General features: G+C 60.6%; 16 protein-coding genes. 12 read left to right on the top strand and 4 right to left on the bottom strand.

What is annotated here, in order from left to right:
• The first annotated feature begins 71 nt into the window (after positions 1-71).
• The 7 genes from IG616_RS04555 (at position 72) to mazG (ending at position 6,858) form a co-directional block, all read left to right on the top strand.
• Positions 72-359 carry a GIY-YIG nuclease family protein gene (locus IG616_RS04555; protein ID WP_192146929.1) on the top strand — a complete coding sequence of 96 codons (288 nt, stop codon included), beginning with the start codon at positions 72-74 and terminating at the stop codon, positions 357-359.
• A gap of 106 nt (positions 360-465) precedes the next feature.
• Positions 466-1,923, top strand: coding sequence for a dihydropyrimidinase (hydA, locus tag IG616_RS04550; protein ID WP_192146927.1), 1,458 nt, complete (start codon positions 466-468; stop codon positions 1,921-1,923).
• 205 nt (positions 1,924-2,128) lie between these two features.
• A complete protein-coding gene (locus IG616_RS04545) occupies positions 2,129-2,497 on the top strand; it encodes an endonuclease domain-containing protein (protein WP_192146925.1) in 369 nt (122 codons plus the stop codon).
• Between the two features lie 68 nt (positions 2,498-2,565).
• Positions 2,566-3,333, top strand: coding sequence for an ATP-binding cassette domain-containing protein (locus IG616_RS04540; RefSeq protein WP_192147232.1), 768 nt, complete (start codon positions 2,566-2,568; stop codon positions 3,331-3,333).
• Between the two features lie 330 nt (positions 3,334-3,663).
• Entirely contained in the window at positions 3,664-4,533 is an 870-nt protein-coding gene (locus IG616_RS04535; protein ID WP_246476129.1) for an ABC transporter permease, read from the top strand.
• Complete coding sequence (locus IG616_RS04530; protein ID WP_192146921.1) at positions 4,530-5,672, top strand: ABC transporter permease; 1,143 nt, start codon at positions 4,530-4,532, stop codon at positions 5,670-5,672. The genes IG616_RS04535 and IG616_RS04530 overlap by 4 nt, the downstream gene beginning before the upstream one ends.
• Positions 5,673-6,036: 364 nt before the next feature.
• On the top strand, positions 6,037-6,858 hold the full coding sequence (gene mazG / locus IG616_RS04525; protein WP_192146919.1) for a nucleoside triphosphate pyrophosphohydrolase: 822 nt from the start codon (positions 6,037-6,039) through the stop codon (positions 6,856-6,858).
• A gap of 265 nt (positions 6,859-7,123) precedes the next feature.
• Here the strand turns inward: mazG and IG616_RS04520 are convergent, their stop codons facing one another.
• Positions 7,124-7,606: a MarR family winged helix-turn-helix transcriptional regulator gene (locus IG616_RS04520; protein WP_192146917.1), complete on the bottom strand. Its 483-nt coding sequence runs from the start codon at positions 7,604-7,606 to the stop codon at positions 7,124-7,126.
• Between the two features lie 85 nt (positions 7,607-7,691).
• Here IG616_RS04520 and IG616_RS04515 point away from each other — a divergent pair, with 85 nt between their 5' ends.
• The 3 genes from IG616_RS04515 to IG616_RS04505 are packed head-to-tail and all read left to right on the top strand — an operon-like array spanning position 7,692 to position 12,414.
• A complete protein-coding gene (locus IG616_RS04515; RefSeq protein ID WP_192146915.1) occupies positions 7,692-9,467 on the top strand; it encodes an N-acetylglutaminylglutamine amidotransferase in 1,776 nt (591 codons plus the stop codon).
• A gap of 2 nt (positions 9,468-9,469) precedes the next feature.
• Positions 9,470-11,254 carry an N-acetylglutaminylglutamine synthetase gene (ngg, locus tag IG616_RS04510; RefSeq protein ID WP_192146913.1) on the top strand — a complete coding sequence of 595 codons (1,785 nt, stop codon included), beginning with the start codon at positions 9,470-9,472 and terminating at the stop codon, positions 11,252-11,254.
• The gene (locus IG616_RS04505; RefSeq protein WP_192146911.1) at positions 11,251-12,414 is read left to right on the top strand and encodes an osmoprotectant NAGGN system M42 family peptidase; all 1,164 of its coding nucleotides are present in this window, start codon (positions 11,251-11,253) and stop codon (positions 12,412-12,414) included. Before ngg ends, IG616_RS04505 begins: the two co-directional genes overlap by 4 nt.
• Positions 12,415-12,961: 547 nt before the next feature.
• Here the strand turns inward: IG616_RS04505 and IG616_RS04500 are convergent.
• From IG616_RS04500 to IG616_RS04490, 3 genes are read right to left on the bottom strand one after another with little or no spacing between them, the layout of a single operon-like run.
• Positions 12,962-13,837 carry an amidohydrolase family protein gene (locus IG616_RS04500; protein WP_192146909.1) on the bottom strand — a complete coding sequence of 292 codons (876 nt, stop codon included), beginning with the start codon at positions 13,835-13,837 and terminating at the stop codon, positions 12,962-12,964.
• On the bottom strand, positions 13,834-14,313 hold the full coding sequence (locus IG616_RS04495) for a MarR family winged helix-turn-helix transcriptional regulator (RefSeq protein ID WP_192146907.1): 480 nt from the start codon (positions 14,311-14,313) through the stop codon (positions 13,834-13,836). Before IG616_RS04495 ends, IG616_RS04500 begins: the two co-directional genes overlap by 4 nt.
• A complete protein-coding gene (locus IG616_RS04490; RefSeq protein ID WP_192146905.1) occupies positions 14,310-15,110 on the bottom strand; it encodes a crotonase/enoyl-CoA hydratase family protein in 801 nt (266 codons plus the stop codon). The genes IG616_RS04495 and IG616_RS04490 overlap by 4 nt, the downstream gene beginning before the upstream one ends.
• A 165-nt stretch (positions 15,111-15,275) precedes the next feature.
• On the opposite strand from IG616_RS04490, the gene IG616_RS04485 reads away from it, so the two are divergent.
• Positions 15,276-17,159, top strand: a complete 1,884-nt coding sequence (locus IG616_RS04485; RefSeq protein ID WP_192146903.1) for a feruloyl-CoA synthase — start codon at positions 15,276-15,278, stop codon at positions 17,157-17,159.
• Positions 17,159-17,920: an SDR family NAD(P)-dependent oxidoreductase gene (locus IG616_RS04480; protein WP_192146901.1), complete on the top strand. Its 762-nt coding sequence runs from the start codon at positions 17,159-17,161 to the stop codon at positions 17,918-17,920. Before IG616_RS04485 ends, IG616_RS04480 begins: the two co-directional genes overlap by 1 nt.
• Positions 17,921-17,933: the final 13 nt, after the last annotated feature.

Raw genomic sequence — 17,933 nt, 5'->3', positions numbered from 1 at the left:
GCAGTGAAGGACTGCATCAACGAAACGCGCCGTCCCGGCCTTGAGCCGGGACCTCGTCAGCGGATCGTTCGATGAGCCATTTCGTCTACATCCTCGCCAACAAGCCGCATGGTGCAATCTACATCGGCTCAGCAAGAGATCTGAGAATACGGTTGGAACAGCATAGAGCCGGCACGAGCGGTAGTCATACTGAAAAGTACAACGTCAAAACGCTGGTCTATTTTGAACTGCATGAATCGGTGATGGATGCCGTTCACAGAGAGCGAAGGCTCAAGAGATGGCGGCGGGAGTGGAAAGAGAAACTAATCAACGAGGCAAATCCGGACTGGAAAGACATTTCTGCAGAGATCCCGTTTTAAGGGAGGTCCCGGCTCAGGGCCGGGACGGCGCGGAAGTCGGAGGCGTTGTTTGAAACAAACCGGGAGGCTGACAAGCACTCCCAAAAGAAAACAAAGGGGAACAGCGATGGCAACGAAGGTGATCAAGGGTGGAACGGTGGTAACAGCCGATCTGACCTATGCAGCGGATGTGAAGATCGAGAACGGTGTCATTGTCGAGATCGGGCCCAACCTCTCCGGCGACGAAACCCTGGACGCCACCGGCTGCTACATCATGCCGGGCGGCATCGATCCGCACACCCATCTGGAAATGCCCTTCATGGGTACCTATTCCGCCGACAATTTCGACAGCGGCACCCGTGCGGCGCTGGCGGGCGGCACCACGATGGTGGTCGACTTCGCCCTGCCCTCGCCGAACCAGTCGCTGCTGGAAGCGCTGCAGATGTGGGACAACAAGTCCTCCATGGCCCATTGCGACTATTCCTTCCACATGGCGATCACCTGGTGGGGTGAGCAGGTCTTCAACGAGATGGAGACCGTGGTCCGCGAAAAGGGCATCAACACCTTCAAGCATTTCATGGCCTACAAGGGCGCCCTGATGGTGCAGGACGACGAGATGTTCGCCTCGTTCCAGCGCTGTGCGGAGCTTGGCGCCATGCCGATGGTTCATGCGGAAAATGGCGATGTGGTCGCGGACCTTTCCGCCAAGCTGCTGGCCGAAGGCAACAACGGCCCTGAGGCCCATGCTTATTCCCGCCCGACGCAGGTGGAAGGCGAAGCCACCAACCGCGCCATCATGATCGCCGACATGGCGGGCGTGCCGCTTTATGTGGTGCACACCTCCTGCGAGGAAGCCCATGAGGCCATCCGCCGGGCGCGCCAGGCCGGCAAGCGCGTCTATGGCGAGCCGCTGATCCAGCACCTGACGCTGGACGAGAGCGAATACATGAACAAGGACTGGGACCACGCTGCCCGCCGGGTGATGTCTCCTCCCTTCCGCAACAAGCAGCATCAGGACAGCCTGTGGGCAGGGCTAGCCAGCGGCTCCCTGCAGGTGGTCGCCACCGACCATTGCGCCTTCACCACGGACCAGAAGCGCTATGGCGTCGGCGATTTCACCAAGATCCCGAATGGCACCGGGGGCCTCGAAGACCGTATGCCGATGCTGTGGACCTATGGGGTGAACACGGGCCGCCTGACCATGAACGAATTCGTGGCGGTGACTTCCACCAACATTGCCAAGATCATGAATGTCTATCCAAAGAAAGGCGCGGTGCTGGTCGGCGCGGATGCGGACCTTGTGGTCTGGGATCCGGAAAAGACCAAGACGATCTCGGCCTCCAGCCAGCAGTCGGCCATCGACTACAATGTCTTCGAGGGCAAGACCGTCAAGGGCCTGCCGCGCTTCACGCTGTCCCGGGGCCGCGTGGCGCTGGTCGACGGCGAGATCAAGCCAGCCCAGGGCCATGGCAAGTTCGTCAAGCGCGAACCCTATCCGGCTGTCTCCAAGGCACTCTCCACCTGGAAGGAGCTGACCGCGCCCCGCAAGGTGGAACGCAGCGGCATTCCGGCCAGCGGCGTGTGAGGGTTTGGCTGCCGGGGATACCCCCACCCCTAGCCCCTCCCCTCAAGGGGGAGGGGAATTGGTCCGTCGTAAGGAATTGCTTGGGGCAAAAATAACCTGGGAAATGAGTTGATCCTGTGCCGTCGTTCCAGCACGTAGCCTGTTCCCCTCCCCCTTGAGGGGAGGGGCTAGGGGTGGGGGTAAACTCCCAGAGAAGGAATTCATCATGGCTCCTTCCCGCGTAGACAGACCCGCCATCAACCGGGCCAGAAAATTGCGAAGGGCTATGACGGGAGGGGAAAAGAAACTGTGGTCGAAATTGAAGGAATTCCGCACTGCCTATGGCATTCATGTCCGCAAGCAGGTTCCGATTGGTCCCTATGTTGCGGATTTCGCGATCCACGCTTCAAGGCTCATCATTGAAGTCGATGGCGAGCGTCATGAAGATGTTGAACAGAAAGCTCATGACCTGAAACGCGATGCATGGTTTGCTGAAGCAGGGTACAGAACACTGCGCTTTTCGACTGGGACGCTGGCTGAGCATTTCGACGGCTGCATCGAGACGATAATAAAAGAACTAGGGGCAATACAGTGAACACAACGGTCCTCGACAATACACCAAGCCCTGGCCCTTCCCCGCAAGGCGGAAGGAACCGTCCTGTCATCGACATCGAAAAACTGTCGCTCACCTTCCAGACCAATGACGGCCCGGTGCATGCGCTGTCCGACATCGATCTGAAGATCGAGGAAGGCGATTTCGTCTCTTTTATCGGCCCGTCCGGCTGCGGCAAGACCACGCTCCTGCGCGTCATCGCCGATCTGGAACAGCCGACCGCGGGAACCATCTCGGTCAACGGCATGAGCCCGAACGAGGCCCGGCTTGCCAGGGCCTATGGCTATGTGTTCCAGGCCGCAGCGCTCTACCCCTGGCGCACGATCGAAAACAATATCGCCCTGCCCCTCGAAATCATGGGCCTGTCCAGGGCCGAGCAGCGCGAGCGCATCCAGCGCAACATGGAGCTGGTCAATCTCACCGGCTTTGAAAAGAAATACCCCTGGCAGCTGTCCGGCGGCATGCAGCAGCGCGCTTCGATTGCCCGCGCCCTCGCGGTGGAGCCGGATCTTCTCCTCATGGACGAGCCGTTCGGCGCGCTGGACGAAATCGTTCGCGACCACCTCAACGACCAGCTGCATCAGCTCTGGGAAAAGACCAACAAGACCGTGGTCTTCGTCACCCACTCGATTCCGGAAGCGGTCTATCTCTCCACCAAGATCGTCGTGCTCTGCCCCCGCCCCGGCCGGATCTACGACGTGATCGAAAGCGATCTGCCGCGCTCGCGCACGCTGGACATCCGCGAGAGCCCCGAATTCCTCAAGATCGCCCACCGCGTCCGCGAGGGCCTGAAGGCGGGGCACAGCTATGAGGATTGAGGCAACTGAAGTGCTCGGGTTTTACCCCCCTCTGTCTCCCGCGGAGACATCTCCCCCACAAGGGGGGAGACGGGCGCAAGGATTGAAGTCGCAGATCATCAAAAACGCTGAGCGCGCAGCTATGCGTCCTGTCCCGTCCATGCGGTTCTTTTCTGATCGAAGCCGTGCAGCACGGCCCCTCTCCCCCCTTGCGGGGGAGATGTCAGCGCCAGCTGAAAGAGGGGGGTATCGCGCGTCTCAAAACTCTAAGAACACGACACTGGAAGGAGCCGCCGCATGACAGCTTCCTCCCTTCCCGCTTCCCGGAGCACAAACCCATTTGCCGGGCTGATGCGCGGCACAACCGGTCCCGTGATCGTCGTGGTTCTGGCGCTTCTTGCCATCTGGTACGTCTCTGCCGTTCTGCTCAACACACCGTTCCAGCACGACATCTATGCGCGGGCCAAGCAGACGAACGTGTCCATTGCCCAGCTTGTCGGTGATACGCTGGCGCAGGAGCGGCCGGTTCTGCCTGCCCCCCATCAGGTGGTCGCCGAAATGTGGGATACGACGGTTAACAAGGCCGTAACCTCCAAACGGTCCCTCGTCTATCACACCTGGATCACCCTCTCGACGACCCTGCTCGGCTTCCTCATCGGCACGCTGCTGGGCGTTCTGATTGCCATCGGCATCGTTCACTCCAGAGTGCTGGACAAGTCCCTGATGCCCTGGGTGATCTCGTCCCAGACCATTCCGATCCTGGCGATTGCGCCGATGATCATCGTGGTGCTGAACGCGGTCGGCATTTCCGGGCTGCTTCCCAAGGCGATGATTTCCACCTACCTGTCGTTCTTCCCAGTCACCGTCGGCATGGTGAAAGGGCTGCGCTCGCCCGAAATCATCCATCTGGACCTGATGCACACCTATAGCGCCACGAAGCTGCAGGCTTTCCTGAAGCTGCGCCTGCCCTATGCGGTTCCCTATCTCTTTACCTCCATGAAAATCGGCATTGCGGCCAGCCTTGTCGGGGCCATCGTCGGTGAGCTGCCGACCGGTGCCGTTGCCGGGCTCGGCGCACGGCTTCTTGCTGGCTCCTATTACGGTCAAACCGTTCAGATCTGGTCGGCGCTGATCATGGCAGCGCTTCTCGCCGGATCGCTGGTTGGCCTGATCGGGCTTGCCGAAAGGATCACACTCAAGCGTATGGGGATGGCACGATGAGCGAGACAGTCTTCCTGCGCCCGCGGGGTAATGCTCTGATCCTGTCGGCGGCGACCGGCGTCCTGGCCCTGTCGGCCCTTTTGGGGAACGCCTTTGGTGACGACTTCCCGATTGTCTCCGTGCCCCGTTTGACTATTGCCGCCGTGCTTCTGGCGGTGCTGGGCAGCGCCTTTGCCCTGGGGTTCATCCGCCGTCTGCCCGGCGACATTGCCATCCTGGTCTCCTCGCTGTTTTCCGCCTATGCGCTGGTTGCCACCGCTGCCGATCATCCCGGGGAAGCCACCGGCGGGTTCTGGCTGCTGACCCTTGCGGCCTGGACCTGCGGCTGGCTTTTCGTCGAACGGCTGGCCGCGTGGCAGGCCGTCGGGCTTGGGGCAAAGCAGGTCATCAACGTGGCCATACCGCTGCTTTTCGGCATCTGGCTGCTGATCCTGTGGCAGATCGTCGTCACCGGCTTCGGCGTGCCGAAAGTTCTCCTTCCGGCCCCCTCTGAAATCTGGCTGAGGCTCACCGGATCGGTCCCGACGCTCTGGGCTGATTTCCAGCAAACCTTCCTGAAGGCAGTTCTCTTCGGCTATGCGGCGGGCTGCGGCGCTGGCTTTGTGATTGCCATTCTGGTCGACCGGGTGCCGTTCCTGCGGCGCGGTCTGCTGCCCATCGGCAATCTGGTTTCGGCCCTGCCGATCATCGGGGTTGCGCCGATCATGGTCATGTGGTTCGGCTTCGACTGGCCGTCCAAGGCAGCCGTCGTCATCATCATGACCTTCTTCCCCATGCTGGTGAACACGGTCTCCGGCCTTGCTGCCTCTGACGCCATGCAAAAGGACCTGATGCGCACCTATGCCGCCGGATACTGGCAAATGCTGGTCAAGCTGCGCCTGCCCATGGCCATGCCCTTCATCTTCAACGCGCTGAAGATCAACTCCACCCTGGCGCTGATCGGTGCCATTGTGGCCGAATTCTTCGGCACGCCCATCGTCGGCATGGGCTTCCGCATCTCGACAGAGGTGGGCCGCATGAATGTGGACATGGTCTGGGCGGAAATTGCAGTTGCAGCGCTCGCCGGATCGCTGTTCTACGGCCTTGTCGCCCTTCTGGAAAAACGCCTCACCTTCTGGCATCCGTCGCAGCGGGGATGAGGGGACGGCTTTGGATTGGCCTCGCGATTGGTCACCCCGGACAAGCGTAGCGCGATCCGGGGCCTACTCGCTTGACCTTTCACGAGAGTGATACCGGATATCGCCCCGCGCTGATAATCGATCTTCGGTAAAAGAGATCATGCGTGTTTCCCTGAACTGAATCTCTGCAAATGAGTAGACCCCGGATCTCCGCTTCGCTGCGTCCGGGGTGACCGCAAAGGGTGCAAGGCCTCCCGTCTTCCAATCTCCATCTTGTCTGCGCGAACACATTGGGGCTGGTATCCTCAATCCCGCGAATATGCCATAGACGCAAAGATGGTTGCCTGCACGCGCAGGCATGACGCTCGAACTAGCAGGACCCCAGATGAAACCGGCACGCGATGTCTCCCGTCTCGTTGAAATCATGGCAGCGCTGAGGACGCCGGGAACCGGTTGCCCCTGGGATCTGGAGCAGAGTTTCGAGACCATCGTGCCCTACACGCTGGAAGAGGCCTATGAGGTGGCCGATGCGGTGCGTCAGGGCGACATGGACGATCTGCGCGAGGAACTGGGCGACCTGCTGTTGCAGGTGGTCTATCACGCGCGCATGGCGGAAGAAGAAGACCACTTCGACTTCGCCGACGTGGTGGAGGCGATCACGAAGAAGATGATCCGCCGCCACCCGCATGTCTTCGGCGACGAGGATGCCCGCTCCGCCGGCATGGCCAAGGGCATATGGGACAAGATCAAGGCCGAGGAAAAGGCCGAGCGCACCGCCCGGCGCAAGGCGCTGGGATTGCCGGACAAGAAGAAGCGTTTCCTGGACGATGTCCCGGCGCTGTTCCCGGCCCTGATCGAAGCGGAAAAGCTTCAGCGGCGGGCGTCAAAGGTTGGGTTCGACTGGGGCGATCCGGTGCCGGTTCTCGCCAAGATCCGCGAAGAAACCCAGGAGCTGGAAGCAGAGCTGACCAGCGGCACTCCAGACCGGGCGCGCATCGAGGACGAGTTGGGCGACACGCTCTTTGCTCTCGCCAATCTGGCCCGTCATCTGGACATCGATCCGGAAGCTGCTCTCAAGCGCACCAACGCCAAATTCCGCAACCGTTTTGCCGCCATCGAGGATCACGCTCAAGACACCGGCACAACGCTGGACGCCATGACGCTGGTGGAGATGGAAGCCGTCTGGCAGGCCGCGAAGAAGAAATAAGCCACGTTGAACCACTTGACCTTTATCCACTGACATCTGTCAGAAGATTTCTGTTGTCGCGGAACTTCACGGACTTTCACCGTGCCGTCCCGGCCCTACGCCGGGACCAAGGGTAAAATCAACTCATTTTCAGTTGCATGAACCAGCGTAAGATCCCGGATCTCCGCTTTGCTTCGTCCGGGAAGGCGTGAAAGAGCCTCTATTCCCGCCCAATTGATGATCGCTCTGGAAGAGCGTCCCAAAGCCGGGCCATAAATCGCGCGGCTTATTTCCCCGACAGATCGCCAGCCGTCGTCAGAATCGGGGCGGCGTCCAGATCATGGGCATCGAGCATTTCCGCGATCGCCTCGATGGAAGACACCAGCACCAGCCGCTGTTCATCGGACATCCGGTCGAATTTTCTGCTGAAATCCTCGTGCAACAGGCCCGGCACCTTGGCCATCACCTCAAGGCCTCTATCTGTCAGGAAAGCATGCACGATCCTGCGGTCCGTGTCCGAGCGGTAACGTCCGACAAAGCCCTTCTCCTCCAGCTTGTCGAGGATTGTCACGACCGTCGCGGAGGACAGATCCGCATGGTCTGACAAGGCCTTGGTCGTGACCTTTCCAAGGTCCCGGATGGCCTGGAGGACAACGATCTGTGGAATGGTCAGACCGGACACTTTTGCGACCTCCCTTGAGCGCAGGTCGATGGCCCGGACGATGCGCCGGATCGCCTTGAACACACGGGCGGGATTTTCAGATCGCATATTTATAACTCTGATCATTTGAACTCGAACGATTAGGGCTCTATGTAATGAGCGGATCGATAACAGACAAGGAAATTTGAAGCCGATGTGTGGCATTTGCGGAGAAGTGGTGTTCAACGATGGTCTGGCCGATACGGCCCGTGTGGACCGGATGGCGAAGGCCATGGAAGCACGGGGACCAGACGCCATGGGCGTGACCATGCGCGGGCGCGTTGCCTTCGGCCACAGGCGGCTGAAAATCATTGATCTGTCTGAAAAAGGCACCCAGCCGATGACTGACGCGGGCCTTGGCCTGACCCTGGTCTTCAACGGCTGCATTTACAATTACCAGGAACTTCGGACCGAGCTGGTTGCCAAGGGGCATCTCTTCGCCTCGACCAGCGACACGGAAGTGATCCTGAAAGCCTTTGCCGAGTGGGGCCGCGATTGCTTCAGCCGTTTTCATGGCATGTTCGCTGTCGCCCTTCACGAGCATGACAGCGGCCGCATTCATTTGGCACGTGACCGCTTCGGCATCAAGCCGCTCTATTATTCCGAAGGCAACAAGCGTCTGGCCTTTGCGTCCTCCCTGCCCGCGCTTCTGGCTGGCGGCAACATTGACAAGAGCATCGACCGGATCGCGCTCAACCACTACATGAGCTGGCACGCGGTCGTGCCCGCACCACGCACCATTCTCAATGGCGTGCGCAAACTGAATGCTGCGACGGTGCGCACGATCGAGGCCGACGGCTCTTACAGCGATTTCATCTACTGGGAACCGAAGTTCGAAAAGTCCTCCGAGGACATGAACCGCTCCGCCGAGGAATGGCGAGACATGGTGCTGGAAAGCCTTCGCACCGCCGTCCGCCGCCGCATGGTCGCCGACGTTCCTGTCGGCGTGCTTCTGTCCGGCGGTGTGGACTCCAGCCTGATCGTCGGCCTTCTGGCAGAACAGGGACAAAAGGATCTGGCCACCTTCTCCATCGGCTTTGAGGAAGCCAATGGCGAAAAGGGCGACGAGTTCCAGTATTCCGATCTGATTGCTGAACACTACGGCACGGATCACCGCAAGATCTTCATCCCTTCCTCCGAAATGCAGGAAAACCTGCCCGCTGCCATCAAGGCGATGTCGGAGCCGATGGTCTCTTACGACAACATCGGTTTTTACCTGCTGTCCCGGGAGGTCTCCAAGCACATCCGGGTGGTCCAGTCCGGCCAGGGAGCTGACGAGGTCTTTGCCGGATACCACTGGTATCCGAAGATGCAGGGCTCCACTGATCCGGTGAACGACTATGCCAATGCCTTCTTCGACCGCTCGGAAGAAGCCATGATGGAAGCCCTCGCCCCGGCCTATCACACGGAACGGGATGAAAGCCGTGCCTTCGTGGAAGCGCATTTTGCCCGTCCGGGCGCGGAGGATCCGGTCGACAAGGCCCTGCGGCTCGACACCAATGTCATGCTGGTGGATGACCCGGTCAAGCGTGTCGACAACCACTCCATGGCCTGGAGCCTGGAGGCCCGTGTGCCGTTCCTTGACCATGAGCTGGTGGAGCTTGCCGGGCGCATTCCAGCCGAACATAAGCTCGCCCAAGGCGGCAAAGGCGTCCTGAAGGAAGCGGCCCGCCTGGTGATCCCTTCCGCCGTGATCGACCGGCCGAAGGGCTACTTCCCGGTGCCTGCGCTCAAATACATTCAGGGCGACACGCTCAATCTGGTGCGTGATGTCCTGACCAATGACAAGGCCCGCGAACGAGGATTGTTCCGCCCCGAGTGGCTGGACAAACTCTTTGCCGATCCGACCCGCTACATCACCCGGCTGAATGGCTCGGAGCTGTGGCAGGCAGCGCTTTTGGAAATGTGGCTGCAGGCTCAGGAGATCTGACCATGGCGCAGAGTGAAACCGCGCGGCCGCGCCGCAAGGCCCATGGCCAGCGCTTTCAGCGCATGAAGGATCAGGCGCTGGATCTGAAGGGCCGCACCGACGCCCCGGCTGAGCAACAGAACCGCTTTATCGATTGCGGCTGGGGACGCCTGATCTTCGGCCACACCTTTCCCGAGCCGTCGGACCTCATCGACATGCTGCGCGAGGAAGGCCCTGACAGGCGTGACATCGCGTTTTATGTCCGAGACCCGCATGTGCTGCTGGGGCAGGCCCCGCAGGAGCTATTCCTGGATCCGTCTCATACGTTCCGGCTGAACCTTGCGACCTACCGCCCGGCCCGCAGCCGGCGGAAGGGCTTCACCGTGCGCCGCCTCGCCTCGCGCCGGGATGCGGAGGCCATCAACGTGCTTTATGCCAGCCGCAAGATGGTGCCCGTGTCGCCGGATTTCTTCTGGAACGGCATGGACCAGCGGGAAATCACCATGCTGGTGGCGGAAGAAGACGAGACGGGCGCCATTGTCGGCACGGCCATGGGCGTGAACCACAATGCGGCCACCAATAGCGCGGATCAGGGCTCTTCGCTCTGGTGTCTGGCCGTTTCGCCGCAGGCGCGGTTTCCGGGCATTGGCGAAGCGCTTGTGCGGCGGCTGGCAGAACAGTACCGCGGCCTTGGCATTCCCTATCTGGATCTTTCCGTCCTGCACGACAACGACCTTGCCATCGGTCTTTACGAAAAGCTTGGCTTCGAGCGCGTTCCCGTCTTCACCGTCAAGCGCAAGAACACCTTCAACGAAGCGCTTTACGCAGGGCCAAGCGTTGAGGAGCGGCTCAATCCTTACGCCACCATTATCGTCAATGAGGCCCGCCGCCGGGGCATCCGCGCAGAAATCATGGATGCCGATGGCGGCTTTTTCCGCTTGTCCTATGGCGGGCGCTCGGTGCGCTGCCGGGAGTCCCTGTCGGAATTCACCAGCGGCGTGGCCATGTCCATCTGCGACGACAAAGCTGCAACACACCGGATCGTCTCAAAGGCAGGCGTGAACGTGCCTCAGCAGATACTGGCGGGCGACGACGAGCAGCTGAAGGCGTTCCTGGCCCAGTATAGCCAGGTTGTGGTGAAGCCTCTGCGCGGCGAACAGGGCAAGGGCATTTCCATTGGCATCAGCACCTTCGACGAGCTGTTAAATGCCATTGGCATTGCCCGAACCTATTCTTCCGACGTTCTGGTGGAAGAGTTTGTCGAAGGCAATGACCTCCGGCTCGTGGTCATTGACTATAAGGTTGTCGCCGCCGCCATCCGCAAGCCTGCGGAAGTGATCGGCAACGGCCGGGCCACCGTGCAGGAGCTGATCGAAGTTCAGTCACGCCGCAGGTCTGCCGCAACGGGCGGAGAATCCAACATCCCCATTGATGCGGAGACGATCCGTTGCCTGGCATCTGCTGGTTGCGATCTTGACACCGTGCTTGAGCAAGGCCGGATCATCCCGGTGCGCAAGACCGCCAATCTCCACACGGGCGGCACGATCCACGATGTGACCGGCGAGACCAATCACGCCCTCATCGAGGCGGCTATCCGGGCGGCCCGCGCCATTGACATTCCGGTCACAGGCATTGATTTGATGGTCAAATCACCGCGCGAAGCAGAGTATCACTTTATCGAAGCCAACGAACGGCCCGGCCTTGCCAATCATGAACCTCAGCCAACCGCCGAACGTTTCGTCGACTTTCTTTTCCCCTTGTCCGTGCCCCAGCCCGTGCGTGACGCCATCAGCCGGAGACCTTTATGAGCCTTGTCGCCATCGATATTCCCTATCTGGCAAAATCGCTCGAAGACCTGCTGTCGATCCCCAGCCCGACCGGTTACACGGACGAAATCGCCCGTCATGTCTGCGAAGAGCTGGAAAAGCTCGGGCTTGACTATGAGCTGACCCGGCGCGGTGCCATCCGTGCCCGCTTGAAGGGCCATTCGTCCAAGGCAGCCCGCGCCTTCGTCGCCCATGTGGACACGCTTGGCGCTCAGGTCAAATACGTGAAGGATAACGGCCGTCTGGAGCTCGTGCCCATTGGCCACTGGTCTTCCCGTTTCGCGGAAGGCGCGCGAGTGACCATCTTCTCTGAACACGGCGCCTACCGGGGCACAATTCTGCCGCTCAAGGCCTCGGGCCACACCTTCAATGATGAGGTGGATTCCCTCCCTGTCAGCTGGCGGACTGTTGAGCTGCGTGTCGACGCCTATGCCAAATCAGCAAATGATGTGAAAAAGCTCGGCATCGAGATCGGTGACATCGTCGCCGTCGATCCGCAGCCAGAGTTCCTCGACAATGGCTTCATCGTCTCCCGGCACCTGGACGACAAGGCCGGGGTCGCGGTCATGCTGGCAACGCTCAAGGCGCTGATAGCTTCGGGCGAAACACCCACCGTCGACACCTATTGGCTGTTCACAATTGCCGAAGAGACCGGACATGGGGCGACCTCGATCCTGCCCCACGACGTCGCCTCCCTTGTCGCCATCGACAATGGCACCAGCGCACCGGGACAGGCTTCAGAGGAGTTCGGTGTCACCATTGCCATGGCGGACCAGACCGGCCCCTTCGACTATCATCTGTCCCGGAAGCTGGCCCAGCTCTGCCGCGATCACGAGATCAAGCACCAGAAGGACGTGTTCCGCTACTACCGCTCCGATGCCGCCGCAGCTGTCGAGGCTGGTGCAGACGTGCGCACCGCGCTGATCACCTTCGGCATAGATTCAAGCCATGGCTACGAGCGCATCCATATGCATGCGCTAAGGTCTCTCGCCGAGCTTGCAGCGGCCTATGCGCTGAGCCCCCTTGCCATAAAACGCGACACACGCAACTTCGGCGGCCTTAAAGGCTTCACCCATCAGCAGATCGAAGAAGCCACACAGACCTTAATGCCCGAGGTCAAGCAGCCGGAACAGGAGGAATAGAGGGGAAATTTGGGAAAAAGCGTGGGATGGCGGGATAGTCGATCCCGGGCAGGAAAACAGCCCAAGTCGGCTTTCCGGCTTGAGAAATCCGCTCCCGCTTCGTCCTGCCATGGCTTGACCCACTGCTGTCCGGCTTACGTTCCGGGATCGCATCCAAGACGTTGAAATCACAGTTTATTTCCTGCTCAAAGCTGTCTGGGACACGCAAACGGTGCGGCGTATGCCCGTCTCCCCCCTTGCGGGGGAGATGTCAGCGGCAGCTGACAGAGGGGGGTAAGACTTCCGCATATTCAGCAAAGGCCGCAATGTTCCGAGGGGCTTATACCCCCCTCGGCCCCTATTCGGGGGCATCTCCCCCGCAAGGGGGGAGACGGGAGCAAGTTCGACCGTCTCGAAATCCAATGACGCCCCTCGAAACCGGACACCAGTGGGCTTGACCATGGCATCCATTCCGGAACCGCTCCTCGCAGGCAAGTTGTGCTTTCTGGAGGCGGAACAGAGTGAGCCCCTCGGGTCGAAGCCCGAGGAGACAAACCAAAGCCGCCGCTTACAGCTTCAGAAGTGCTCTCGCGTTTTCCTTGAGGATCAGCGGGCGGACTTCGTCGCGGATGTCGATCTTTTCAAAATCTGCCAGCCAGCGGTCCGGGGTGATCGCGGGCCAGTCGGAGCCGAACAGCATCTTCTTCTTCAAGATGGTGTTGGCATACTGGATCAGGATCTGCGGGAAGTATTTCGGCGACCAGCCGGACATGTCGATGTAGACATTCGGCTTGTGGGTCGCGACCGACAGCGCCTCCTCCTGCCAGGGGAAGGATGGATGCGCCAGAATGATCGGCATGGTCGGAAAATCCGCGGCCACATCGTCCAGATACATGGGATTGGAATATTTCAGCCGCATGCCCATGCCGCCGGGCATGCCTGCGCCCACACCAGTCTGGCCGGTGTGGAAGAGGCTGATCGCCCCCTCTTCTGCAATTGCCTCGTAAAGCACATAGGCGCTGCGGTCATTCGGGTAGAAGCCCTGCATCGTCGGATGAAACTTGAAGCCCTTGACGCCGAACTCCCGCACCAGGCGGCGGGCTTCCCGCGCACCGGTCTTGCCCTTTGCCGGGTCAATCGAGGCAAAGGGGATCATGATGTCGGAATTCTCGGCAGCGATCTCAGCCACTTCCTCGTTGGAATAGCGGCGGAAGCCGGTTTCGCGCTCCGCATCCACAGGGAAAATCACGCAGGCAATCTTGCGTTCCCGGTAGTAGGTGGCCGTTTCGCGAACGGTCGGCAGCATGCCCTTGGCACCCGCCGGGTTCTTGAAATACTTGGCCATTCCGGCCTGAAACTCGTCATAACCATCGTCCCGGTGGCCACAGCAGGGTTCTTCCGCATGGGTGTGGAAGTCGATGGCGATGATGTCGTCGATGTTCATTGAACGCTCTCCCGGGAAATGCCTGAGAACTTGGCCAGCAGGCGGACCAGTTCGCGCGTTTCGCTTTCATCCAGCGGACTGTCGAGGGTTTGAATGTAGCCGAAGAAGTCCGGCTTGTGCCGGGCGACAAAGGCTTCACCCTGCTCGGTCAGCGACAGTTCGACTGCCCGGCGGTCCTCATCGGGAATGCGCCGCTCGACAAAGCCATAGACCTCGAAGCTGCGGATCAGCTTGGTCATGTGGGCGTTCTTGATCGCAAGGTTCTGCGCCAGAAGCCCCTGACGGATGCCCGGATTGCGGGCGATGACCCACAGCACCGAATATTCCCCGGGCTTCAGACCGATGTGGCCAAGCTTTTCGAAGAAGTGATGAAAGACCTTCAACTGCGAAACGCGCAGCAGAAAACCAAGCGACTGTTCCAATCCGCCGAGATCGATACGGCTGCGGGAAGCGGGATCAAGAACCTCCGGGATCATGCAGCATCTCCATTCGGGTTGTGAACCTTGGCAGCCCGCTTTTCCAGAAACGCCCGCAGGCGTTCCTTGGCTTCATCCGTGGTGGTGGTGAAGGAGGCCACGAAGGACTCTGTGAACAGACCATCCTCACGGGCCATATCCTGAATCCGCGGCAGGGCGTGAATGACCGCGTAGTTGGACAGCTCCGCATTGGACGCGGCCTTTTTTGCAAGTTCCGTTGCCTTGTCCCGGGCTGTTCCCGCCTCGACAACATATTGGGCAAGGTTGGCGCGTTCGGCCTCGTCCGCGTTGAGCGACCGGCCGGTCAGCATCAGATCCATCATCCGGGCCGTTCCCATCAGGCGCTGAATACGCACCGACCCGCCGCCACCGACGAAAATGCCACGCTGGCCTTCCGGAAGCGCGAAGAAGGCGGTCTTGTCCGCAACGCGGATATGGGTGGACGCGGCAAGCTCGAGCCCGCCGCCGACGACAGCGCCATGCAGCGCGGAAACCCAGGGGATCATGCCGAATTCGATCTTGGCGAAGACCGCATGCCAGCCGCGCGAGTTGCGGATGCCTTCAATGGGCGTGCGCTCCGCATGTTCAGCAAGATCCAGACCTGCGCAGAAGTGCTTCCCGGCCCCGAACAGAACTCCTGCCTTTGCCTCACGGTCTGCCTTGTCGATGGCAGCTGACAGGGCGTCGATGACGCGGTCGCTCACGGCGTTGCGCTTTTCGGGCCGGTTCAGGCCGATATGCGCGATGCCGTCGACCAGGTCGTAGGTCACGAGAGGTTGTTGATCCGCCTGAGCCATTCCTCACCCATTCCGTTCGGTTGTTGTCACTGGCCGTTTGAGGCCTTGGCAAAAAGACTACACATAAAATGTTTACAAGGAAACAATTATCATGCAAACAATTTGAAGGCGCAACGTTCCAAGGAGGGGACAGCGCTCAGATAACCGCATTCGGGAGGACGGGTGATGGTCACGACGGCACCACAGCCGGCAGGCAATGGGACGAAGGGAACGGGACGGGTTGCCACCTGGACCCCGGAAATACGCTGGGAAACCCGTGAGAATGGCGCCACCTATGTGTGGCGGGAGGATGAACTCGGACCTTATCCGGACCGGATCACCGAACGCCTGGAACACTGGGCAAAGGCAACTCCAGACCAGACCTGGATTGCTGCACGGGACAAGGATGGCAACTGGCGCAAGGTGTCCTACAGTCAGGCCCTGGCCACCGTCCGCTCCATCGCGCAAGGCCTTATGAACCTTGGTCTTGGCCCGGACCATCCGGTCCTGATTCTGTCCGGAAATTCCATCGAGCACGCCCTGATCGCTCTCGCCGCCCAGCACGTGGGCATTCCGTCTGCAGCGGTCGCTCCAGCCTATGCGCTGATCTCGGAGGACTATGCCAAACTAAAGGACATCGCAGCCCAGATCACCCCGGGCGCGGTCTTCGCGGACAAGGCCGAGGGCTATGACCGCGCAGTCTCCACGGTGTTTGACGCGTCCGTCGCGGCCATAGCAGCGGAAGGCAACTTCTCAGGCCGCCCGACCATTTCCTTCGCGGATCTTGCCGCAACGCCGGCAACGGACGCTGTCGACACGGCAGCGGCCAAGGTTGGTCCGGATACGGTCGCCAAGTTCCTCTTCACTTCCGGCACCACGGGTTCGCCCAAGGCCGTCATCCAGACCCAGCGCATGATGTGCGCGAACCAGGCCATGGTGGCAGATTGTTACGCCTTTCTGACGCAAGAGCCGCCAGTCATCGTCGACTGGGCCCCCTGGAACCATGTTGCCAGTGGCAACAAGGTTTTCAATATGGCGCTCTACCACGGCGGCACCTTCTACATCGACGAAGGCAAGCCGACGCCCAAAGGCATCGCGGAAACGCTGAAGAACCTCAAGGAAATCTCGCCGACCTGGTACTTCAACGTGCCGTCCGGCTACGAGATGCTGATCCATGCCATGGAGAGCGACGACCAGCTGCGTCAGAACTTCTTCAAGAATCTCAAGATGATGATGTATGCGGGCGCAGGCATGGCCCAGCACACCTGGGACGACCTGATCGCCCTGTCGGCCAGGACGGCCGGCTATCCGATCAACCTGGTCACCGGTTTGGGGGCAACGGAAACGGCCCCCTTCTCGCTTGCCATCACCGAGACCCAGCCTTCCCCGGGCAATGTCGGCATCCCCGCCCGAGGGATCACGTTGAAGCTGGTTCCGAATGGCGGAAAACTCGAAGCCCGCTTGAAGGGGCCCAATGTCACGCCGGGCTACTGGCGCAATGCCGAACTGACCGCAAACGCCTTTGACGACGAGGGCTTCTACTGTCTCGGCGATGCCCTGCGCTATGCAGTGCCCGGCGACCCGTCCAAGGGTTTCTATTTCGACGGACGCATTGCAGAAAACTTCAAGCTTCAGACCGGGACATGGGTGGCCGTGGGCGCGCTTCGGGCAACACTGGTCAACGACCTTGGCGGCCTGATCCGCGATTGTGTCATCACCGGCGAGAACCACGAGGAGCTAGGGGCACTGGTTCTGCCTGCCCTGCCCGCGATGCGCGCATTTCTCGGTGCGGATGCTCCTGAAGACAACGCCGAAGTGCTGGCACACCCAAAGCTGAGGCAAGAACTCTCCGCGCGGCTCGGTGCGCACGGCCGAAAGGCGACAGGCTCCGCAACCCGGATCACCCGTCTGATCTTCCTCGACAGCGAGCCTTCCTTCGACCGGGGCGAAATCACGGAAAAAGGATCGCTCAACCAGCGCGCCATTCTCGCCCACCGGGCAGAACTGGTGGACCGCCTCTATAATGACGGTCCAGATGTCATTTTGCCGAAAGCGAAGGAACCAGCCTGATGCGGATCGACGGAACCACAGCCCTTGTCACAGGTGGCGGCTCTGGCCTCGGCGAAGCAACGGCAAGGCTTCTGGCAAGTCTTGGAGCCAAGATCGGTGTCTTCGACCGCAACGAGGCCGCGGCCGCGCGTGTTGCCGAAGAAACCGGCGGTGTGGCCCTTGCGGGAGACGTGACCAGCGAAAGCGGCGCCTCCAGCGCCATCAAGAAACTCGCAAATGAAAGTGGCCCGGTCCGTATTCTGGTCAATTGCGCCGGAATCGGCACCGCAAAACGCATCGTGGGGCGCGATGGCCCGATGCCACTGGCGGATTTCGAGCGGGTTATCCGTGTCAATCTGATCGGCACATTCAATATGCTGCGGCTTGTCTCCGCCCATATGGCTGAGCTCGAACCGGTTGAGGACAATGCCCGGGGTGTCATCGTCAACACGGCTTCCGTCGCGGCCTTCGACGGCCAGATCGGCCAGGCGGCCTATGCAGCCTCCAAGGGCGGCATCACCTCTCTGGCCCTGCCAGCTGCACGGGAACTGGCGCGCTTTGGCATCAGGGTCAACACAATCGCGCCGGGCATTTTCCTGACGCCTCTTCTTGCGGAGCTACCAGACGAAGCGCAGAAGAGCCTCGCGGCCAGCATTCCCTGCCCCGCGCGGCTTGGGGACCCGGCGGAATTCGCCGATGCGGTGCGCTTCGTCATCGCCAATGGCTATGTCAACGGCGAAGTCATCCGTCTTGATGGCGGCGTCCGCCTGCAGCCCAAATAACCTTCCTGTTCCA

Source organism: Roseibium litorale (genome assembly GCF_014842915.1).
GTDB classification, from domain to species: Bacteria; Pseudomonadota; Alphaproteobacteria; order Rhizobiales; family Stappiaceae; genus Roseibium; species Roseibium litorale.
Note: the sequence above shows the minus strand (reverse complement) of the source record. Positions and strands in the feature narration are given on the sequence as shown.